Genomic DNA, 19,763 nt, shown 5'->3' with positions numbered 1-19,763 from the left:
TGTCTATCGGTGGGGCGATGAAGGCAAGAATCCCTATGTCGGCTACTTGGCCACCGCCGACGCCGTCATCGTCACCGGCGACTCGGTCTCCATGTGCAGCGAAGCCTGCGCCGCCCCGGTCCCCGTCTACCTCTACGCGCCCGCAGCGCTGATAACCGGCAAGCACGCCCGACTCCATCAGGCCTTGTTTAACGGCGGCTATGCCCGCCCGCTGGGCGATGCCCTGGAAGACTGGACCCATCCTCCTCTTAACCCGGCGGATGAAGTGGCGGCGGAAATCCGCAGGCGGCTGGGCCGGTAGCGCCGTCGCGTCAACTGTCCTTGTTATCGCCGTTGTCGGAGGATTCCTCGAACCTTTTATTGATCCGTTTATGCTTCTTGCGCTTGCCGTGAGCGTGGGTAACAAAATACCAGCCGCCACCGCCGACGCCGCCGGCAAGAACAACGCCGATTATGATCCAAAGCGCGAGTCCGAAACCGGAGCCTGATGTTTCAGACGGCGCTTCGGGCTTGCCTTCTTCCTTCTTGTCCCCCCCTTCCTTTTTTTTCATTTCTGCGGCCAGATCGGGAACCTGAAAGGGATTTTGCGGCGCTTGTTCCGCCGATTGCGTCTGCTGCGGCTGCTGCGGCGGCGTCGGATCGTTGAAATTGGCGAAGCCGAAGCAAATCCTTGATATCATGCTTTCATCGGCCAGCTTCAGCGACGGAAAGGATTTGGCCGGAACGTTGTCGGCGCCGCCGAAATAATTCATCACCAGGTCTTCCTTGCCCTGGGCCTTGAGTCTGAATCCTATGTCGTCAATCACCCCGTCGTTATCAATGTCAACGGTATGGACCTTGAACAGCCAGTAGCCGACGCCATTGATGATATGGCTCCCTTCCTTCCAAAAGTCCTCCAGTTCCTTGTCGCAGGGCGGGGGCTTGGGTTTGGATTTGAGCGGGGCGGGAACGGCGGCGGAAGATGATTTGGCGGTCGGGGCAAGTTTTACCGGCGCCTTGCCGGCCTCATGCGCCCCGCCTTCCGACGGCGGCATTTCATCCACCGTCTTGACCGGGATGTCGGCAAGACGGCGGCCCCGCCAAACCTCTATCGGCTCCTTGCAGGTTCCTTCCGAAGACTCCACATAAGCGATCCCCCATGATTTATCATAGGTGACCTTGGGTTTTTCCCCTTTTTTCAAGGTTTTTCCCAGCAGAGCGTTGCACTCAATTTCGGCGGCAACGGCGGAAATAAACCGGTCGCCGAAAACAAGCGATATAACAGTCAAAATAATAAAGGAGAGGAAACGAAACAACATTGAATCCGCTGGAATGATCACATTTGAAAAGGAAAAATCAACGTAACCGTATACTATAATTTACCTGTATAGTCCAGACCCGTTCAATTCCCGGAACTTTCGTCACGATACTTTGTCAAATCTAAGCCTTCAATTTATAGCCGGTTGCGAACATCCGACGGCACAGTATCCACAGGCCGAGATTGACGCCGCACATAACGGTTATCCCGACCGTCAGCGAGGCGTCGGCATGGCCGATGAACCCGTAACGGAAACCGTCGATCAGATAGAAAAACGGATTAAAAAAGGCGGCGGCATGGAAAACGCCGCTCAGCTTTTCGATGGAATAGAAGGTGCCGGAGAGGAACGACAGGGGCATGACGATAAAGTTGGTGACGGCGGCGATGTGGTCAAACTTATCGGCCCATATGCCGCCGATCAGCCCCAGCAGCGACAGCATCAACGACGCCGCCATGCCGTGAAACAGGACGAAGGCGAAACTGTGAACATGCATCGGCACGAACAGGCTCATGACGGCGGCGACGGCGACGCCGACGATAATGCCGCGCGTCACCCCGCCGAAAGCGATGGCCAGCGTCAACTCGTGAGCGGTCAGCGGCGGCATCAGGGTATCGACGATATTGCCCTGTATCTTGGCGATGACGATGGACGAAGAAGTATTGGCGAAGGCGTTCTGGATAATCGCCATCATCACCAGCCCCGGCGCCAGAAACTCGACGAAGGGGACGCCGACTACGGTTTGTTCGTCTCGTCCCAACGCCAGAATAAAGACGGCCAGAAACAGCAGCGTCGTCACGATGGGGGCTAGAATGGTCTGGGTATGGACCTTCATGAAGCGCCTTACCTCGCGCACATAAAGCGTCCACAGCCCGATCCAATTTGAATATCTGAGACCGTTCATAAGTTCTGTCTACGTTTTAGTTAATTAGGCGTCCGCCTACTATATAATGCCGCCATGGAAAAGAGTCCGCGAAAAAAGCACAAACCGAGGAAGGTGACGGCCAAGTCGCTGGAGAACGCCGCCGTCTATTACCTTCAGCGGTTCGCCTCGTCATCGGCCAACTTTCGCCGGGTAATGATGCGCCGGGTGGATCGTTCGGCCCGCTTCCACGGAACCGACAGGGATGAAGGCGCAAAAATGGTGGACGGCCTGATCCGGCGCTTTATCGATAACGGCCTGTTGAACGACCTCGCCTATGCCGAGGCGCTGGCCGGAAGCCGACACCGTCGCGGCGCCTCGCGGCGCACTGTTTTCGTCAAGTTGAAGCAAAAGGGGCTGGATGATGAAATCATCAGGGCGGCGGTGGATGCCCTGGCGGATGAAACGGATGAACCGGAACTGGCGGCGGCGGTGATCCTGGCCCGTCGCCGGCGCCTCGGCCCTTTCCGACCGAATAACCAACGCGCCTCTTTGCGCGACAAGGATATGGCGGCGCTGGCCCGCGCCGGTTTCGGCTACGACATGGTTGTTAAAGTAATCGACGCCGAAACGGCGCTGGAGCTGGAAGAAGAAGTAGAGACCGGGCAAATATGACGGAAGACCGGCAACAACGGTCGGCCCGCGCCAAGACGTTGCAGGATGAGCGCCGCTTTATCGAGGCGGAGGAACTTTACCGGCAGATTCTCGGCGACAACCCGGCTCTGGGCGAAGTCCGCCGCATGATCGGCGACGATGCTTTCCGCTGCCGGGACTTCCCTTCCGCCGTCGCCTTATTCACCTTGGCCGTGGACGCCGACCCCGGCGACGCTTCCGCCGCCGTCAGCCTCGGCCACGCCTTGAGGATGGTCAATCGCCCGCTTGACGCCGAGGTCATGTTCAGGCGGGCGCTGGGACTCACTCCCGGCAACGCCGGCGGTTATAACGATCTGGCCCTGGCGCTGAAGGAACAGGGGCGCGTCGGCGAGGCCGTCGCCGCCTGCCGCCGGGCCGTCGCTATTGACCCTGATTACATCAAGGGCCATGTCCATCTGGCGGAATGTCTGCTGCTGAACGGCGAGATGAAAGAAGGCTTCGCCGAGTACGAATGGCGGTCCCGCCTCCCCGAGATCGAAATGCCGGGCAGCCGCCTTGAACAGCCCCGATGGGACGGCGGCCCCATCGCCGGCAAGACGTTGCTGGTCATCGGCGAGCAGGGCTTCGGCGACACCATCCAGTTTTGCCGCTATGCGTCGCTTCTCAAACCTTTCGGCCCCCGCGTTATCCTTGCCGTGCAGGGAGCGCTGAAGAGTTTGTGCCGCAGTCTGGACGGCGTCGATCAGGCGGCGGCCGGCGGCGAGACCCTGCCGCCGTTCGATCTGCATGTCCCATTGCTCAGCCTTCCTCATCTGCTGGCGACTGTTTTGGAAACTATTCCCGCGCCGACGCGATATCTGAAGGTCTCCCCCGACAAGATTGATTATTGGCGCCGGGAATTATCCGATAAGCCGGGGTTGCGGGTCGGCATCGCCTGGCAGGGAACTTCCAGGGGCGCCGCCGACCGGGGACGCTCGATCCCGCTGACGCACTTTCAGACGTTGCGGGGAGTGCGGTTGCTGAGTCTGCAAAAAGGATATGGGTCGGAGCAACTGGAGGGTTCGGTGATAGAAGATATCGGCTCACGTTGTCACGACTTCGAGGATACCGCCGCCGTCATGGAGAACCTGGATTTGGTGATCGCCTCGGACACCGCCGTCGCCCATCTGGCGGGCGCCCTCGGACGCCCCGCATGGGTGGCGCTGATGCGCTGCCCCGACTGGCGATGGCTGATGGACCGCCGGGACAGTCCCTGGTACCCCTCCATGCGCCTGTTCCGCCAAGACTCCGCCGGCGATTGGGAACAAGTGTTCAGGGAAATCGCCCACGCCCTAAATGCGGTTACCCCGCCCGGATATGGGAGATGAACTTGTCCACATCGACGCTTAACGTTTCCGACTGCTGAGCCAGGTTGTTCGCCGCCTCCAGCACTTCATTGGAGCCTCTCTCCGCCTCTCCGGCCGCCATATTGACGGAGGTAATATTGGAGGATACGTCCTGGGTGCCGGTTGCCGCTTCCTGGACATTGCGGGAGATTTCATGAGTGGCGGCGCCTTGTTGCTCGACGGCGCTGGCGATGCCGGCGGCCACCTCATTGATCTCGTCGATGATTTTCCTGATGCCCTGGATAGCGGTAACCGCTTCGACGGTCGCCCCTTGAACGCCGCTGATCTGATTGCCTATCTCCTCGGTCGCCTTGGCCGTCTGACTGGCCAGATTCTTGACTTCGGAAGCGACAACGGCAAAGCCCTTGCCGGCGTCGCCGGCCCGCGCCGCTTCGATAGTGGCGTTCAGCGCCAGCAGGTTGGTCTGCTCGGCGATATCGGTGATCAGTTCCACTACCTCGCCGATCTTCTGGACGGCGGTGGCCAGCCCCTGAATTTTTGCGTCGGCGACGGTGGCTTCATTGACCGCCCTGCCTGTGCTTTCCGAAGCCTGGGTCACCTGACGGCTGATTTCACTGATGGAGCTGGTCAGTTCTTCGGCTGCCGAAGCCACGGTTTGAACGTTGGTGGAGGCCTGACTGATAGCGGAAGAAGCCGTTGCCGATTGGGATTTAACCTGGCTCGATATGGCGGACAGGGATTGCGCCGAGGCCTGCAACTCGGTGGCCGATGAGGAAACCACCTGAACTACGCCCTTGATGCTGGCCTCGAAGTTGTCGGCCATGGCGTACCTCATTCTGCGCCGTTCTTCCACCTCGCGCTTTTGGTTTTCTTCCTGTTGCCGCTTCATCGTGTCCGCTTCGGCAAGTTTTTCCTTGAAATCGGCGAGGGCGCGCGCCACTACGCCGAATTCATCACTGCGCAAAGAGTCCAGCCTCATCACCGCGCCGGAATCCTTGGCGGCAACCGCCTTGATGTCGGCCTCAAGGCCGTCAAGACTGGAACCGATCACCGTAAAGAGATAAACGGCCCCTCCCAAGGCGATGACTACGCCGATGATGGTGATGACCATGACTGAACTGATCAAGGCGGCGTTGGCCGCCGCCACTTCCTGCGCCTGACCCTGTAGTTTGGTCATTGTCTTGTCGGTAATGCCGCCGACTATTTCGGTGACCTTGTCGGTGGTTTCGCCGATCTGCGAGGCGACTCCGTCGAACTCCTCCATCAGCTTGTTGCCGCCTGCCGGTCCTTCGGCAATGTAGGATTTGGCCATGCGTATGCCGGTCTCATGATAGGGCGGGAAATCAGTCTCGGCCTGCTTGAGCAGGGTGGTGACTTCGGCGAGTTTCAATTCAACCGCCAGGGATTGCGCCTTGGCCAGTTGTTCCTTGAACAAGCCGGCCTGCTCGGCGGCCACGTCGATGCCGTCATTCAAGCCGTCCAGGCCGCGAGTGGCGGAAATGTCGGTCAGCCATTGCTGCACCTGAACTACATGGAACTTGACCTGCTTGACGGTGCTGAGAAGGGGAACGTTGGCCGTGGCGACGGTGTTGGTCTGTTTTTGCATCGCCTCAAGCTGCGGAATTTGCGCGCTCAACTGCACATATGTCAGAAAAGACGTTCCGACAATGACAATCAGCAGCAATGATAGAATAACAATAAGTTTAGTTTTTACAGTCATAAGAAGCGCTCCCCCCCTTATAAACACGGAATGACGATATGTCTCCCGAATTCAATTAACGCCGTCGCCGATTATTTTTATTATCCGGAAGCATACACGATTCTTATACACATAACGCAATGATTATGTGAAAGATTTCGATAATTCGTTATAAATATCCGGGGCGTAGAGTGATCGTGATTGAAGATGCCTACGCATTTGCGATAAAGAAGTCTACCAAGAAGCTGACAATCGGGAGACGGCATGACAGCGGACAAATCATCCATGGATGCGGCAAACCGGCAAGGCCTTCTTAGAATAACGCCGGCCATGGTTGTCGCCGCCAGGAAGGCTCATGAGGCGGCGGTCAAGGCGGCGGCGAAGGGAACGGCGAAGGAGCCGCCGAAAGGCGGCGCCGAGGAAATCTTCAAGGCGGCCCTGGATCAACACTATAAGGGAAAGCTTGAGGACGCCGTGCAGGGGTACGGTCGGGCCTTGGCGATTAATCCCAGGCATGTCGGGTCGCATAACTGCATGGCGGCGGCGCTTCGCCAACAGGGAAAGCTTGACGCCGCCATCGCCTGTTACAAGCAGTCATTGGTCATTCAGCCCAATGATCCGAGCGCTCAGTCATGTCTCGGCGACGTGCTAAGGGAGGCGGGCCATCTCGGCCCCTCCCTGATCGCTCATCAGCGGGCGGTGAAAATGAAGCCTCTGTTGCCGGAGGCGATTTACCGAATGGGTCTGGCGCTGAGGGATCTCGGTCAGGCGACCAGCGCCGTTTCCTGCTTTGAAAAGGCGCTGCTGATGAAGCCGGACTTCGTGGATTGCCGCTACGCCCACGCCCTCAGCCTGCTTCGCATCGGGGAGTATAAAAAGGGATTCGTCGAGTTTGAATGGCGGTGGAAACTGCCCGGCAACCGACCGCGCCGGTACAAGCAGCCTCTCTGGGACGGCTCCGACCTGACCGGGCGCACCATTCTTTTGCATCAGGAGCAGACTTTCGGCGACATGATTCAGTTCATTCGTTACGCCTTGCCGGTAAAGAAAAAAGGCGGCGCGGTCGTGGTTGAGTGTCAACCGGAACTTGCGCGCCTGTTCCTGACGGCGCCGGGCGTGGACAAAGTGGTTTCCACAGGCGACGCATTGCCTGATTTTGACGTCTATGCGCCGATGCTCTCGCTGCCCAGAATACTCAAGACCACTATGGCGACGATTCCCGCCGATATCCCCTATTTAAGCCGGCCGGTAAATCACGATATTCATATCCCCGTTCCCAAGGGCGTGCGGCTGATGGTGGGAATCGCCTGGAGCGGAAGCCCCGCCAATGCCTATGACCGCCATCGCTCGTGTCCGCTTGACGGGTTGCTGCGATTGTTGAGCCGGGCGGGCATCGCCGTTTACAGCCTGCAAAAGGGCGAGGCTGCCGGGCAGCTTGCCGAAAGCGCCCACGGTCCTCTCGTTGCCGACCTGGGAGGCAGCATCCATGATTTCGCCGACACGGCGGCGATAATCTCTCAACTTGATCTGATTATTACCGTCGATACGGCGGCGGCTCATCTGGCGGGAGCGATGGGCCACCCGGTATGGGTTCTGCTGCCGTTTTCCGCCGGTTGGCGCTGGTTGGGGGAATGTGACGAAAGCCCGTGGTATCCCGGCGACAGGCTGTTCCGCCAGAGTCGGCCCGGCCGCTGGGAAGACGTTTTTGCCGATGTGGAAAAAGCGCTGACGAAATTGCTGGGCGGCTAGAACTCGTAACCGTAGCGCAGGCCGAAGCTCTCCAGCCCCTCGTTGGTGCTGCACAGTTTGGCGTTGGAGATATGGTCGAAGTGGAACATCACTTTATGATGACCGGCCATGCGGTATCCCAGGTCAAAGTCCTCGCGGAACAGGAGTTTGCAGCCCAGTTCCTTCATGTCCTGCTCGGAAGTGCGTTTCTCGCCGTTATGCACTGAACCGCCCCAGCCGAAGTCAAAGAAATAGTGCTTCCAGAAATCCCACTCCCAGGTGATGCCGAAATGAGCCTGGGAGGTGTTGCCCGCCGAATTTACGCTCAACCCGAGGTGGGGCCGGGGCGACCAGACCTTTTTCATAAAGTCCGGCGACATGAATAGAACCTGCACGCCGGTGTCGAAACCGCTTTCCTTGTTGCGGCTGAACGGCCCCTCGTCATGAACGTTGGCGCCGAGGCGAAGCTCGGAAATGTAATTCCAGCCTTTCATAGCGGGCCGGGCTTCCGCCGTAGGGTCGAACACCGGCAATGGTTCGAACTTGGGCAAGGGTTCGAGAGGCGCGGGAGCCTTGCCCTCGGAAAGGACGGGTTTGGGAAGGACGGAAGTAGGCGCCGCCTGGGGCTGTTGCGCCGGCGCATTCGGCGCGGCGAAAGGATGGGGCCGGCGAAAGGCGTCGTTGAAATCATAAAGACCACTGGCGGCTTCGGCTTCATAGCCGCCCGTCACAAACGCCCCCATAACCGTCCCCAGCGCAAACGCGCCGAACAATCCCTGAAGAAAAATTTTCAAGAACTTCTTCCCCTGCTAAAAACCGCAATCTCCGCCATGGCCGGACAGGCAAAGCGGAAATTCCCAGACGCGGACACGGCGGGTTAACCCCGCTCTGACGTATTAATTCCCTACTATCTACCCCCAACCGGCCTCCTATGTCCAGAAATACAAAATGATTTTCGGGAGTTGTTGACCCTCGTGGCGATGACGGGCAACATGATCGGAGAACTTTTCTCATGAGTGATTTCGAGGCGCCGGTTGACCAAGCCTGAACATGATTACCGTGACGGGGACGTCATCTATCTGGAGAACGACTCCGGTGGCCAAGCCTATGAAGTCGTCAAGGGCAAGGTGGAGATATCAAGGGCCGGCGACAAGGGAAAAAGCATACTGGCCGTAGTCAGGCCGGGGGAGGCGTTCGGCGGCAGAAACAGTACGGCGAACGGTTTGCGCGCCTCTACCGCGCGCGCCGTCGGGCGGACATTGATAAAGGCGATTTCCGAACCGGCGTCCGCCGCCGCCGCCGTCTTTGAAGTTCCGGCTCAGGCTGTCGAAAAGAATGTTTTACCGAAGAAAGGATTCTTCCGCTGGCTTCTCGGAAAGGAAGACGGCGGGGCGCATCCCGGACGAATCGAAATCATGGTTGCCGCTCTTGCCGGCGAAGTCAGGGAAGTCGCCGGGGATCAAACCGATCATTTGGTCGCCGCGCTGGGAAACCGCAAGCGAGTCAGGGTGCGCCGCTTGAATAAGGTTCCGGCCATGGACCTCGGCGACAGGACATCGCCGACCGCCGCGATTCCACGGGAAAAACTGCTGTCCGCCGCCGTTATTGCCCGCCAATGGCTGGCCCAATCCGGGGCGGACCTTCTGATTTGGGGCGAAGTCCCGGAACCGGGCATGACCTTATATCTGAGATTCATTCCGGCGGAAACGGAGGGCGAGGACAAGCCGGGGCTTTTCGGCCTTGCCGCTACGCTCATTCTGCCCGCAAATTTCGGGCCGGAGCTTGCCGAGATTCTTCTTGCCGTCAGTCTTGCCGCCGTCGTGACGCAAAACGAAAAAAAGCTCGTCGGGCTTAATGAGCAGCGGGCAGAATCCCTGGCGGCGATTATGCCGATCATCAAGCATCTGCCGCCGGGCCTGACAACACGCGAACGCTCCGCCGTCAAAATGTGTTTCGGCAATGTTCTGGCCGGCGAGGCGGCGAGGCGCAATTCTCTCGATCTCTATCAGATGGCGGCGCAAACTTACCGGGCGGCCCTGGAGGGAATATCCCACAATGCGTCGCCTTTTGACTGGGCGATTGCCCATAAGCACCTGGGTTCAGTCCTTCAGGCCCTGGGTGAGCGCACCAATGACAAAGAAACGCTCAATGCCGCCGCCGCCGCCTTCGGCGAGGCCTTGAAGGTGTTGACCAAGGGAGATAACCCCGGTGAATGGGCGACTACCCAGAACCGTCTGGGCCTGACGTTTTACAAGCTTGACCTGATAGCCGGCGACACCGAGCGAATCAAGCTGGCGTTGACCGCTTTTCAATCGGCCCTGCAGGTTTTCACCCGTTCCGAAACGCCGCAGCTCTGGGCCGAAGCCCTGAACAACTTTGCCCAGGCGGCGCAGGTGCTGGGCGAGCAGCTTCGTAATCCGGAAGTGCTGGAGAAGGCCGCCAACGCCTGCCGCTCGGCGCTGGAAGTGCGAAAAAAAGAGAAACAGCCGCTGCTGTGGGCGGCCACCCAGAACAACCTCGGTTCGGCGCTGTTTCTGCTCGGCAAATTAAAGAAGGACCTGATTCCGTTGCGGGAATCCGCCGAGGCTTTCGGCAAGGCCTATGATTTCTACAAAGCCTACGGCGCCGAAAAAATGGCGGCCACCGCCAAGAAAAATCTGTCCCATGTCGAGCGCCTGCTTGAGAAACACTCCCCCAATGAGCGCCCGGATGAGTCGGAAAAAATGGATTAGAGCGCGTCCACTTCGTCGGGTCCGTCCCAGCCGCAGACCCGGTTGCGGCCCTGGTCCTTGGCGCAATAAAGGGCTTGGTCGGCGCGCTCGATAGTGTGTTTGACGGCGGCGCCGGAAGACATCTCGGCGACGCCGAAAGAACATGTGACCTTCAATTCCTCTCCGCTCTCCGGCAGGATGACGCGGGCCGCCAGTTCTACGCGCAGACGGTCAAGCACGGTCAACGCCATGGCCATGCCGGTGTCGGGCAGGCAGAACAGGAACTCCTCGCCGCCGTAGCGGTACAGGGAATCATAAGGGCGCAGATGAGTAAGGAAGCAGTCGGCGGCGGAGGTCAGCACCCGGTCGCCGGCGGCATGGCCGTAGGTATCGTTGACCTTCTTGAAGAAGTCGATATCGCCGATGGCGATGCAACTCGGTCGCCCCGACCGCCCCAGGCGTTCATGCTCACGGTCCAGGTCGCGGTTCATGGCCTGGCGGTTGTTAAGTCCGGTCAGCGGGTCGAGATCGGATGACGCCTGGGCAAAGGCGTTCTCAAGCCGCCGCGATCTGGCGATGAAGTTCTTGGCCAGGTCCATAAAGGCGTCGTATCCGCTACGCGGCGGAGGCTCTCCGCCACGGGCCGATTCCATCAGTTCCTTGGCCCGGTCGTGCATATCGCGGTGCAGCTTGGCCAGGTTGCGAAGCGCCGGCTGATTGACCAGACCCATGTGCTGGTTTTTCACATACCAGCTTCCGAAGCGGCACAGGTGGTGCGGGTCATAGGCCAGGTCTTTGGGCGACGGCGCCTCGCGGCAGACCAGCACCCGATGCCAGTCGGCCAGCCAGCTTATATGATCGCCGATGGCGTGGTCGATCTCGTCCAGAATTTCCTGAACGGAAACGGTGGTGAAAATGGGGCCGCGATCATTCAAAGGCCTGGTTTCCCTTTAATCAATAAGAAGCAGCCTCATGAGTCGGGATGCCTGAAATCCGGTCGGCAAGCTTTCTCTCGGCTTGCCAAAGGTCATAATCGCGTTGCAGGGCGATCCACAGATGCGCCCCGTTGCCGCACCACTTGCCCAGCCGCACGGCCATTTCAGCCGAGACAGGCAGCTTCTCGGCAAGAATGCCGTGTAGCAGTTGACGTGAAATGCCAAGCTCCCGCGCCGCCTGAACGACTGAAATATCCAGCGCCGGCACGACATCAAGACGCAGGATCGAGCCGGGGTGCGGCGGGCGCATCGCGGGCTTGGTTCGGACCTTATATTCGCGGGGCATAGCCGGTCTCCTGGCGCATTGACGCATTCAGAAGGCACACTGTGTATTCGTCATGCACGGACTTGATCCGCGCATCCACGTCTACCCCAGCCTGAAAACAAGACGTGGATGGCCGGGACAGGCCCGGCCATGACGACGAAGAATAAAAGCAGTTTTTGTGTGACATCGTGAATCCTCTGTTTGCGTCAGCGCACTAGTGGTACTGCTCAAGATCAACACGCATAGCGTCGCCGTTTTCCCATTCAAATGTGATCCGCCACGGCCCATTAACGGCAATCGCATACCGCCTCGGCTTTGAATGCAACGCATGAAACCGCCAGCCGGGCAGACGCAAATCGCCCGGCGCCTTGGCCCGATGCAACGCCTGCATGCGTCCCCGAACACGCTCAACCAGATCAGGACGTATGCCGCCCGGATCGTCATCGAGAAAGAAGTCGCGTAGCGCCTTGCTGCGAAAACTGACAATCACGGCAAAAACTGTAAAACATCTATATACATCTGTCAAGCATCATTAGACAATCGGCATTCCAAAAACCTCGGCGAAGGTGGCGGCCAGCGCATCGTCAACATCGGCCAGCGAGCAATCGACGCCGAGTTGCCGGAGGGATGTCACGCCGTATTCGGAAATGCCGCAAGGGACAATGCCGGAAAAGTGACTCAGGTCCGGATCGACATTGACGGCGAGGCCGTGGAAGGTGACCCATCGCCTGACGCGCACGCCGACCGCCGCGATTTTTCCCTCCGCTCCCTTTTCCTTTTCAACCCAGACGCCGATTCTGTCATCGCGTCTTTCGCCACGGACGCCGAAAAGGGCGAGAGTCAGGATCGCCCATTCCTCAAGGGAACGGACGAAAGCGCGCACGTCGCCGCCGCGCCGCTTCAGGTCGATCATCACATAGGCCACCCTCTGGCCTGGACCGTGATAGGTGTAGCGTCCGCCGCGTCCGGCCTTGAACACGGGGAACCGCTCCGGCTCCAGCAACTCGCCCGGCCCGGCGCTTGTTCCCGCCGTGTAAAGGGGCGGATGTTCGACCAGCCACACGGTTTGCGGCGCCCGGCCCGAACGAATATCCCCGGCGCGGCGCTCCATGAAAGCTACCGCTTCCGGATAGGGAGTAAGACCGTCGCTTACCCGTAGTTCCACCGAATTATGATTCATTCACGTTCCCGGCGCTTGATAACGGTCGAATGTAACGGTAACCTCCGCCGTTATCGAATGTTAATTGCGGTCGTGGCGGAAGTGGTAGACGCGCAGCGTTGAGGTCGCTGTGAGAGAAATCTCGTGGAAGTTCGAGTCTTCTCGACCGCACCATTTTTTTAACAAGGCCTTTTCGGAGATGATGGACCCGACTCGCCCGGACGAATGCTACGAGGCCGTTCCGGCGTCTGACGATTCCGTTCATGGTTTGGAAAGCGAAGTCGTAGACGCCGTCGTCAAGGCCCTGGCCGCCGGTGAAGCGGCGCTCCTGAGAGAGCTGTTCACTCCTCTCCACTACGCCGACGCCGCCGACCTGCTTGAACGCTTGAGCGCCGATGAACGCAGCGCCCTGATCGACGCCGTTCGCGACGACTTCAATCCCGAAATCCTTTCCGAGCTGGACGACGCGATCCTTGATCAGGTCGTTGACGCGCTGGGCATCAAGGACGCGGCCGCCGCAGTAACCGAACTGGACAGCGACGACGCCGTCGACGTGGTCGAATATCTGGACGAGGGAACCCGCCGGCAGGTCCTAAGAGCGCTTCCCGTAGACGAACGCGCCATGATCGAGGAGAGTCTGTCGTACCCGGAGGGAAGCGCCGCCCGCCTGATGCGCCGCGAGTTTGTCAGCGTCCCCGTACACTGGACGGTAGGCGACACCATCGACTTCATACGCAGGAGCGCCGATACGGATGACGACTCCCTGCCTGACGCTTTCTACAATATCTTTGTCATTAATGCCGACCGCCGCCCGCTGGGAGTGATTCCCTTGAGCCGTCTTCTGCGGAGCAAACGTCCGGTTTTCGCCAGCGCCATAATGGACGCCAAAATCAAGTTGATCCCGGCAACCATGGATCAGGAAGAAGTGGCCTTTCTGTTCAGCCGGCACGATCTGGTGTCGGCGGCGGTCATCGACGGCGGCGGGCGCATCGTCGGCGACATTACCATCGACGACGTGGTTGACGTCATCCACGAGGAACACGAAGAAGACATCATGCTGATGGCCGGCGTCAGCGAGGATGACTTCTTCGACGCCGCCGTCGACACCACCAAGGCCAGATTTACATGGCTTCTGGTCAACCTCGGCACCGCCGTGCTGGCGGCCGCCGTTATCGGCATGTTCGAGGGCACAATCGATCAGATCGTGGCGCTGGCCATTCTTATGCCCATCGTCGCCTCGATGGGCGGCAACGCCGGCACCCAGACAATGACGGTGACGGTGCGCGCCCTGGCGATGAAGGAATTGACCGCGACCAACGCGACGCGGGTAATCGTCAAGGAACTGCTGGTAGGCGGCATCAACGGCGTCATGTTCGCCGTCCTGACCGGCCTGATCGCCTGGCTGTGGTTTTCCAGCCTCGCCATCGGCGCCGTCATCGCCATGGCGATGGTGATCAATATGATGACGGCGGCGCTGGCCGGAACTACCGTTCCCCTGTTGCTGAAACGCAGCGGCATCGACCCGGCGGTGGCGTCAAGCGTCATCCTGACGACATTTACCGATGTGGTCGGCTTCCTCGCCTTCCTGGGACTGGCGACATTATTTTTGCTTTAGGGCGCCTGTCCGCCGCTCAGAAATCCGCCGATGCCCTTGATGATGCCGCCGGCGCCTTCGGCCACGCCCTTGGCGACGTCCTCGACGATGTTTTGCCTTTGCGGTTGGGGAGGCGGAGCCGATGATTCCCTGGCGGTCAGAGGCTTGCCGGTCAGGGCGAGATGACAGTAATCGGTATCATCTTCCTGCGGGGAAGATGACGCGCCGACCGCCGAGCCGAGGGCCTTGATCCCGCCTGACACGATGCCCGTCGCTGTCGAGACGGCTCCGGTAACGACGCCGACCGCCGCGCCGCCGACATTGGGCAGCACGGTGGGCGAGGCTATAGAGCCGCCGACATCGAAGGGGAGCATCGCCAATTTCATAAGGCTCACCTTCTTGGCTCGCGGATCGAAGTGGAGATCAAGGGTCTCGCCGGCCAGATTGACCCCGCCTTTGCCGATCAGCGACAAACCGCCGGTCTCAAAGACGATGGTCCTGGCTGAGGCCTGCCCGGAAGTTATGAGAAAGTCGATGACGCCGCACTTGATATCCTTGTCGCCTTTACTGTCGATGAAGGGCAACGCCGACAGGACGTTCGCCGACACAATGTTGAACATGCCGCTTTTGATCCTGCCGCCCTCGGCGACGATCCGCGTCTTGCCGCCAAGGCCCGCCATCAGGGCGCGCACCGAAGCGCCGGCCCCCTTGACGTCGATATCCAGGTCCAGGGTGCCGGCGGCGACGTCGTTGCGTCCCGACTTTTCCAGCAGAGCGCCGTAGTCGATCTGTTTGGCCTCGACCCTTAACGCCAGCGGCGGGACGGGTTTGCCTGCGTCCAGCAACATATCGCCGCCGATCCTGCCGCCGCCGGCTGTCAGGGTGAACGGCTTGACCTCAAGCCGGCCGTTGACGAGGCTTATGGCGACGGCGACATCAGCGGCGTCAATGCCCTGAACGATGATGCGCTTGCCCTTGAATTTGATATCGACGTCGGCGGCCTTGAGGCCTTCCAGGGGCAGCGGATCATCGGCGAAGACGCGCCCGTCGCCGTTATCGGCCTTGGGCGTCGGCGCCGGTTGTTCGCCGCTCTTAAGCAACAGCTTGTCCAGGTCCAGCAGGTTGGAGGCGAGATCGGCGTTGATGCCGGGCCGCGCCCCGCCAAGGGCCACCGCCAGCTTGCCGGAGAGGTCGCTGCCGCCGATATCGAGCTTCAGACCATCGACGGCATACCCTCCTGCCCCGTCGCTGAGCAGCCCGGAAATCCTGAACGGCGGCAAAGCGGGCAACCGCCCCCCCGCCGTCTCGGCAAAGGGCGCGATGTCTTTGCCCTCGACCGCGAAGTTGAGGCTGATTCCTTTGGCGTTGAGAGGGTCGGCAACCTTGCCGTCAACTATAGCCAGCACTTGCTCGGCCTTGCCGACGGATACCTTGATGTCGGATGCCGCTATTTTGTCCAACGACCCGGATATCCGCGAGGAAACGTCATAGGGGCCGACCGCCGGCAGGAAGATGTCTTTGATGGCGGGAACGGCAACGATGGTCTGAACGGCCTTAACGGCATCGGCCAGCTCGTTGCCCCTGATAGAAACGGAAATATCCAGCCCCTTGACCCGGAACAGGTCGGCGACGACGCCGTCGATGCCGAGCATCGCGCCGAGCGCCTCCGCCTTCAGGGAAACGGAAAAATTCTTTCCTCCCTCCATCAGCGAGGCGATTGACCCCGTTTGCCCGGAGACCTTATAAGCGGCGCCGTTAAAGGCTCCGTTCAGGCTGACCCGCAGCGGACTATCGACGCCGGCGGCGTCCAGTTCCAGGCTATCGAGGGCGAGCTTTGTCGTCGCGCCGGTCTGACCGTCGTTGTAGGCGATATTGACATTCCTGATATGCACCTTCCTGACCACGGGCAGGATGCCGGAACCTTCGGCCCCCGCCTCGGCGGCTTTTTTGCCGCCTTCCTCCGGCTTGGCGGCGCCGAACACCCAGTTACCGTGGCCCTTGGCGTCGGTCTCGGCCAGCAGGTCCAGGCCTTCGAGAACGAGGCGATCAACCACCAGCTTGTCGGACAGCAGCGGCAGCAATTGCACTTCAGCGGCCAGACGCCTGATCGAGACCATCGAGGGGCGCGACCCCCACGGCGCGTTGGCGAACGTCACCCCCTCGACGGCGAGCGCCGGATTGAGGGAAATCTCCAGTTTCAGATCGCCGGCGATGACCAGATCGCGGCCGGTGAACTCCTTGGTTTTCTCGGCGATCAGTCCCCGGTATTGATTAAAGTCCATCGAGCGGAGGATGGCTACGCCGGCGACCGCCACGCCGACCAGGACAACGACGATCCCGGAGAAAATCTTTATCGCCTTGCTCATAACGCCGCCTCCATCAGGGTTTCCGCCGCCTTGAACAAATCGCCGAAATCATCAATCAGCGCATCGGCGCCGGCGGCCAGCAATTCCTTGCCGTCATGATAGCCCCAGGAAACGCCGATTGCCATGACTCCGGCGCGGCGGGCCATTTCAATGTCAAAGGTAGTGTCGCCGATCATCACCGTTGTCGCCGCCTCGGCGCCGCTTTCGGCTATGGCTCTAAGCAGCATGTCCGGGTGGGGTTTACCGGGGCCGATATCGGAGGTCTGCAAGGTAACAAACCGCTCCCTGATGCCGTGCCGATCAAGGGTTTCAAGCAAGCCCCGCCGCGACTTGCCGGTGGCGACGCCGAGCAGCCAGACGTTACTTGCCGCCAACTCCAGGATTGCCTCCAGCGCTCCCGGATACAGAGGATCAAGCACTCGGCCCCGTCGCCGCAAATCGGAAAAAACCTCCTTGTAGCCTGCGGTCAGTTTATCGTGATCAATGTCGTCGGCATCGGGCAACAGTCCGGCGACGGCCTCCTTCAGCGGCAGCCCGATAACGCGCCGCACCGCCTTCGCCGTCGGCTCGGCAAGGCCGTGAACGGCAAAAGCCCCCTGCATGGCGGCAACGATAGAGGCCTCGGAATCAACCAGCGTGCCGTCGCAATCAAAAACGGCGAGTCTTGTTTTAACCATCTCTCCGTCTTTCAAATCAGACTAATAAAAAATATCTTCGGAAAATACGGTCGCGTCACGCCGTTGTCAGCATTAACGCTTATTATGGTTAGCAGGTTTCAACATCAAAACAGTGCGGGACAATGGCGGATTATAACTTGAGCGGCTTGAGCGTACTCGTAGTCGAGGATCACCGTCACATGCGCAAGCTGTTGTGCGGCGTGCTGAACCGGCTGGGCGTAACCAAGGTTCATGATGCCTCCAGTGTAGATGGCGCCCTTAAACTGTTCAAGGACGCGGAGCCTGACCTGATACTCACCGACTGGTCGCCGGGAGTCGACGGCATCAGGCTTCTTAACAGCGTGCGCCGCGACCCGGAGTCGGCCAACCCTTACGTCCCGATAATCGTGGTGACGGCGCACACGGATATTCATTGGGTCTATAGGGCGAGGGACGCCGGCATGACCGAGTTCCTGGCCAAGCCGCTATCGGCAAAGCTGCTTTACTCACGCATTCGCACGATAATCGAAAGACAGCGCCTGTTTGTGCGCTCGGCAAAATTTTTCGGTCCTGATCGCCGCCGCCGCCGTCTCGATTCTCATGGAATGGAACGGCGGAGACACCAAAACGTCGGCGCATCGGAGCGGCGGGAGCGTCAGGTTTCCCATAGCGGCAACGAGCGCCGTCACAACTTTCCCGGATACATCAAGACTGAAGGCCGGCAAACCCGCCCGTCTTGTTAAATTATTCAAGGCAGGCGGATCGTGAACTTTGCGCCGCCGCCGGGGACGCCGGTCATCTCGATGCTGCCTTTATGGGCTTCCACCGCGCGCTGAACAATGGACAGCCCCAGTCCGGCGCCGTCGCTCCTGCGGTCGGAGCGCTGGAATCTTTTGAAAATGGCGGCGCGCTTTTCCGGTGGAATATCCTGTCCGTTATTAATGACGCTGATCGAATTGTCGCCGACCTCAATGGTGATCGTAGTTCGCCGTGAGGAGTATTTCATGGCGTTTTCAACCAGATTACGCACCGCATGTTCCAAAGCGTAGACATTGCCCTTGATAAACACCGCCTTATCCGCGCCGCAAACTTCGATCAGGCGCTCGTCCCTGACGGCGATAGGAGCCAGTCTTTCGGCTACGTCCGTGCATATTTTCCCAAGATCAACGTCATTCATGGCGAGGCTTTCCGGGGAATCCAGGCGCGTTATCGCCAGCAGTTGCTCCAGCATCCGCGACATCTCGGCCACGTCCTTTTGAAGGATCAGCGCCGTTTCATCTTCTTCAAGTTCATCAAGGTGCAACTTCAGCACCGCCAACGGAGTGCGCAGTTCATGGGCAACGTCGCCGGCGAAATCCCTGAACTTGGTTTCGCTCTTATGGAGGTCTTCTTCTATGCGCTTGCGCTCGTATATGATCCTGATCGTCGCCATGGATGAGATGAACACCGCGATGCCGGCAAAAACCATTGAGGTGACGATAAACTCCCAACGGATGGCGTCTCTCTCGGGGGGGCCGGTGTCGAGGAACGCATTTACGATATCCTCAAACATAAACTCCCAGATGAAGGAAAGAGAGAAGACCAGCAGCAACGTCATGACCGCCACGAAAGCGACGTTTCGATAGGTCATGCCGTCCGTCCCCTCAATTGCCGTCGGCGACCAGCAGGTATCCGACGCCGCGCAGGGTATGAATGGACGTTGATGCTCCCAATTTGGCGAGACGCTTGCGGAGCCGGGAAATAAGCGCCTCCACCGAGTTGGAGGAAACCTCTTCCCCGAATCCGTATATTTTCTCCTCCATCACGTTCTTCGGAACCACTTTGCCGCAACGCCTCATCAACAGTTCGAGAACCTCCAGTTCGCGCCGGGGAACCGCTATTTGCCGGCCCCGGATAAAAACTTCCCTGGACGTCGTTTCAAAGCCGATGTTGCCGGCGGTAAGCATGATCCCCAGAATGCCGCCCGGACGACGCAGCAAGGCGCGAATGCGGGCAAGCAATTCGTTCATGGCAAAGGGCTTAAGCAGATAGTCGTCGCCTCCGTTATCCAGTCCCTTGACTCTTTCTTCAACGCCGTCACGCGCCGTCAGGATAAGAACCGGGGTGCCGTCCCCCCTGTCCCGCAAAGAGCGCAGAAGATCAAGGCCGTCGCCATCGGGGAGACCGAGGTCCAGAATTACCGCGTCATAATTAACGGTAGCCAGCGCGGATTCGCCGTCGCCCGCCGTGGTGAAGGCGTCAACCGTGAACCCCTCTCCCTCAAGTCCTTTCTTTACGCTGCCCGCAAGGCTCAAGTTGTCTTCAATAAGTAATAAGCGCATGAAAAGAAACCTTCGATATCCTGGAAATGTATGCAAATGATATATGGTTTTTCATTCATTCGGGGAAGAAAAAAGAGTAGCATGCGGCCCGGCCTTGGTGAGCGGCGAGAGA

At 59.4% G+C, this 19,763-nt stretch carries 17 protein-coding genes, 1 tRNA gene and 1 pseudogene (1 of these 19 running past the window's edge); 8 read left to right on the top strand and 11 right to left on the bottom strand.

Going from position 1 to position 19,763, the window contains the following annotated elements; genetic code table 11:
* Positions 1 to 301, top strand: a pseudogene (locus A3H92_10485) (hypothetical protein) (it extends 648 nt beyond the left edge of the window).
* A 10-nt stretch (positions 302 to 311) separates the two neighbouring features.
* Here A3H92_10485 and A3H92_10480 read toward each other — a convergent pair.
* Together A3H92_10480 and A3H92_10475 are read right to left on the bottom strand one after the other, a co-directional pair.
* Positions 312 to 1,298, bottom strand: coding sequence for a hypothetical protein (locus tag A3H92_10480; protein ID OHC74477.1), 987 nt, complete (start codon positions 1,296 to 1,298; stop codon positions 312 to 314).
* A gap of 121 nt (positions 1,299 to 1,419) precedes the next feature.
* Positions 1,420 to 2,199 carry a multidrug ABC transporter permease gene (locus A3H92_10475; GenBank protein OHC74476.1) on the bottom strand — a complete coding sequence of 260 codons (780 nt, stop codon included), beginning with the start codon at positions 2,197 to 2,199 and terminating at the stop codon, positions 1,420 to 1,422.
* Positions 2,200 to 2,253: 54 nt separating this feature from the next.
* Between A3H92_10475 and A3H92_10470 the strand changes: the two genes are divergently transcribed.
* The gene (locus A3H92_10470; GenBank protein ID OHC74475.1) at positions 2,254 to 2,832 is read left to right on the top strand and encodes a hypothetical protein; all 579 of its coding nucleotides are present in this window, start codon (positions 2,254 to 2,256) and stop codon (positions 2,830 to 2,832) included.
* Positions 2,829 to 4,178 (top strand): hypothetical protein, encoded by a 1,350-nt coding sequence (locus A3H92_10465; GenBank protein ID OHC74474.1) that lies wholly within the window; start codon positions 2,829 to 2,831, stop codon positions 4,176 to 4,178. The genes A3H92_10470 and A3H92_10465 overlap by 4 nt, the downstream gene beginning before the upstream one ends.
* On the opposite strand, the gene A3H92_10460 is transcribed toward A3H92_10465, so the two are convergent.
* Positions 4,153 to 5,877, bottom strand: coding sequence for a hypothetical protein (locus A3H92_10460; GenBank protein ID OHC74473.1), 1,725 nt, complete (start codon positions 5,875 to 5,877; stop codon positions 4,153 to 4,155). The genes A3H92_10465 and A3H92_10460 overlap by 26 nt on opposite strands.
* A gap of 402 nt (positions 5,878 to 6,279) precedes the next feature.
* Between A3H92_10460 and A3H92_10455 the strand changes: the two genes are divergently transcribed.
* The gene (locus tag A3H92_10455; GenBank protein ID OHC74523.1) at positions 6,280 to 7,605 is read left to right on the top strand and encodes a hypothetical protein; all 1,326 of its coding nucleotides are present in this window, start codon (positions 6,280 to 6,282) and stop codon (positions 7,603 to 7,605) included.
* Here A3H92_10455 and A3H92_10450 read toward each other — a convergent pair.
* Positions 7,602 to 8,378 (bottom strand): hypothetical protein, encoded by a 777-nt coding sequence (locus tag A3H92_10450; GenBank protein OHC74472.1) that lies wholly within the window; start codon positions 8,376 to 8,378, stop codon positions 7,602 to 7,604. The two genes, A3H92_10455 and A3H92_10450, sit on opposite strands and share 4 nt — an antisense overlap.
* A gap of 240 nt (positions 8,379 to 8,618) precedes the next feature.
* On the opposite strand from A3H92_10450, the gene A3H92_10445 reads away from it, so the two are divergent.
* A complete protein-coding gene (locus A3H92_10445) occupies positions 8,619 to 10,316 on the top strand; it encodes a hypothetical protein (GenBank protein OHC74471.1) in 1,698 nt (565 codons plus the stop codon).
* On the opposite strand, the gene A3H92_10440 is transcribed toward A3H92_10445, so the two are convergent.
* The 3 genes from A3H92_10440 to A3H92_10430 form a co-directional block, all read right to left on the bottom strand.
* Entirely contained in the window at positions 10,313 to 11,230 is a 918-nt protein-coding gene (locus A3H92_10440) for a hypothetical protein (protein ID OHC74470.1), read from the bottom strand. The two genes, A3H92_10445 and A3H92_10440, sit on opposite strands and share 4 nt — an antisense overlap.
* Before the next feature lie 19 nt (positions 11,231 to 11,249).
* On the bottom strand, positions 11,250 to 11,576 hold the full coding sequence (locus A3H92_10435; protein ID OHC74469.1) for an addiction module antidote protein, HigA family: 327 nt from the start codon (positions 11,574 to 11,576) through the stop codon (positions 11,250 to 11,252).
* Between the two features lie 511 nt (positions 11,577 to 12,087).
* On the bottom strand, positions 12,088 to 12,735 hold the full coding sequence (locus A3H92_10430; protein ID OHC74468.1) for a lipoate-protein ligase B: 648 nt from the start codon (positions 12,733 to 12,735) through the stop codon (positions 12,088 to 12,090).
* 66 nt (positions 12,736 to 12,801) lie between these two features.
* Between A3H92_10430 and A3H92_10425 the strand changes: the two genes are divergently transcribed.
* Both A3H92_10425 and A3H92_10420 read left to right on the top strand, forming a co-directional pair.
* Positions 12,802 to 12,888: transfer RNA gene (locus tag A3H92_10425), tRNA-Leu, on the top strand.
* A 28-nt stretch (positions 12,889 to 12,916) separates the two neighbouring features.
* Positions 12,917 to 14,329 (top strand): magnesium transporter, encoded by a 1,413-nt coding sequence (locus tag A3H92_10420; GenBank protein OHC74522.1) that lies wholly within the window; start codon positions 12,917 to 12,919, stop codon positions 14,327 to 14,329.
* Here the strand turns inward: A3H92_10420 and A3H92_10415 are convergent.
* Both A3H92_10415 and A3H92_10410 read right to left on the bottom strand, forming a co-directional pair.
* Positions 14,326 to 16,674, bottom strand: coding sequence for a hypothetical protein (locus tag A3H92_10415; protein ID OHC74467.1), 2,349 nt, complete (start codon positions 16,672 to 16,674; stop codon positions 14,326 to 14,328). The genes A3H92_10420 and A3H92_10415 overlap by 4 nt on opposite strands.
* Positions 16,671 to 17,351 carry a haloacid dehalogenase gene (locus A3H92_10410; protein ID OHC74466.1) on the bottom strand — a complete coding sequence of 227 codons (681 nt, stop codon included), beginning with the start codon at positions 17,349 to 17,351 and terminating at the stop codon, positions 16,671 to 16,673. Before A3H92_10410 ends, A3H92_10415 begins: the two co-directional genes overlap by 4 nt.
* Before the next feature lie 179 nt (positions 17,352 to 17,530).
* Here A3H92_10410 and A3H92_10405 point away from each other — a divergent pair, with 179 nt between their 5' ends.
* Positions 17,531 to 18,073: a hypothetical protein gene (locus A3H92_10405; GenBank protein OHC74465.1), complete on the top strand. Its 543-nt coding sequence runs from the start codon at positions 17,531 to 17,533 to the stop codon at positions 18,071 to 18,073.
* A gap of 5 nt (positions 18,074 to 18,078) precedes the next feature.
* Here A3H92_10405 and A3H92_10400 read toward each other — a convergent pair whose 3' ends face one another.
* Positions 18,079 to 18,960, bottom strand: coding sequence for a hypothetical protein (locus A3H92_10400; protein OHC74464.1), 882 nt, complete (start codon positions 18,958 to 18,960; stop codon positions 18,079 to 18,081).
* 13 nt (positions 18,961 to 18,973) lie between these two features.
* Positions 18,974 to 19,651, bottom strand: coding sequence for a DNA-binding response regulator (locus A3H92_10395; protein OHC74463.1), 678 nt, complete (start codon positions 19,649 to 19,651; stop codon positions 18,974 to 18,976).
* Positions 19,652 to 19,763: the final 112 nt, after the last annotated feature.

It is taken from the genome of Rhodospirillales bacterium RIFCSPLOWO2_02_FULL_58_16 (assembly GCA_001830425.1).
Taxonomy (GTDB): Bacteria; Pseudomonadota; Alphaproteobacteria; order Rhodospirillales; family 2-02-FULL-58-16; genus 2-02-FULL-58-16.
Note: the sequence above shows the minus strand (reverse complement) of the source record. Positions and strands in the feature narration are given on the sequence as shown.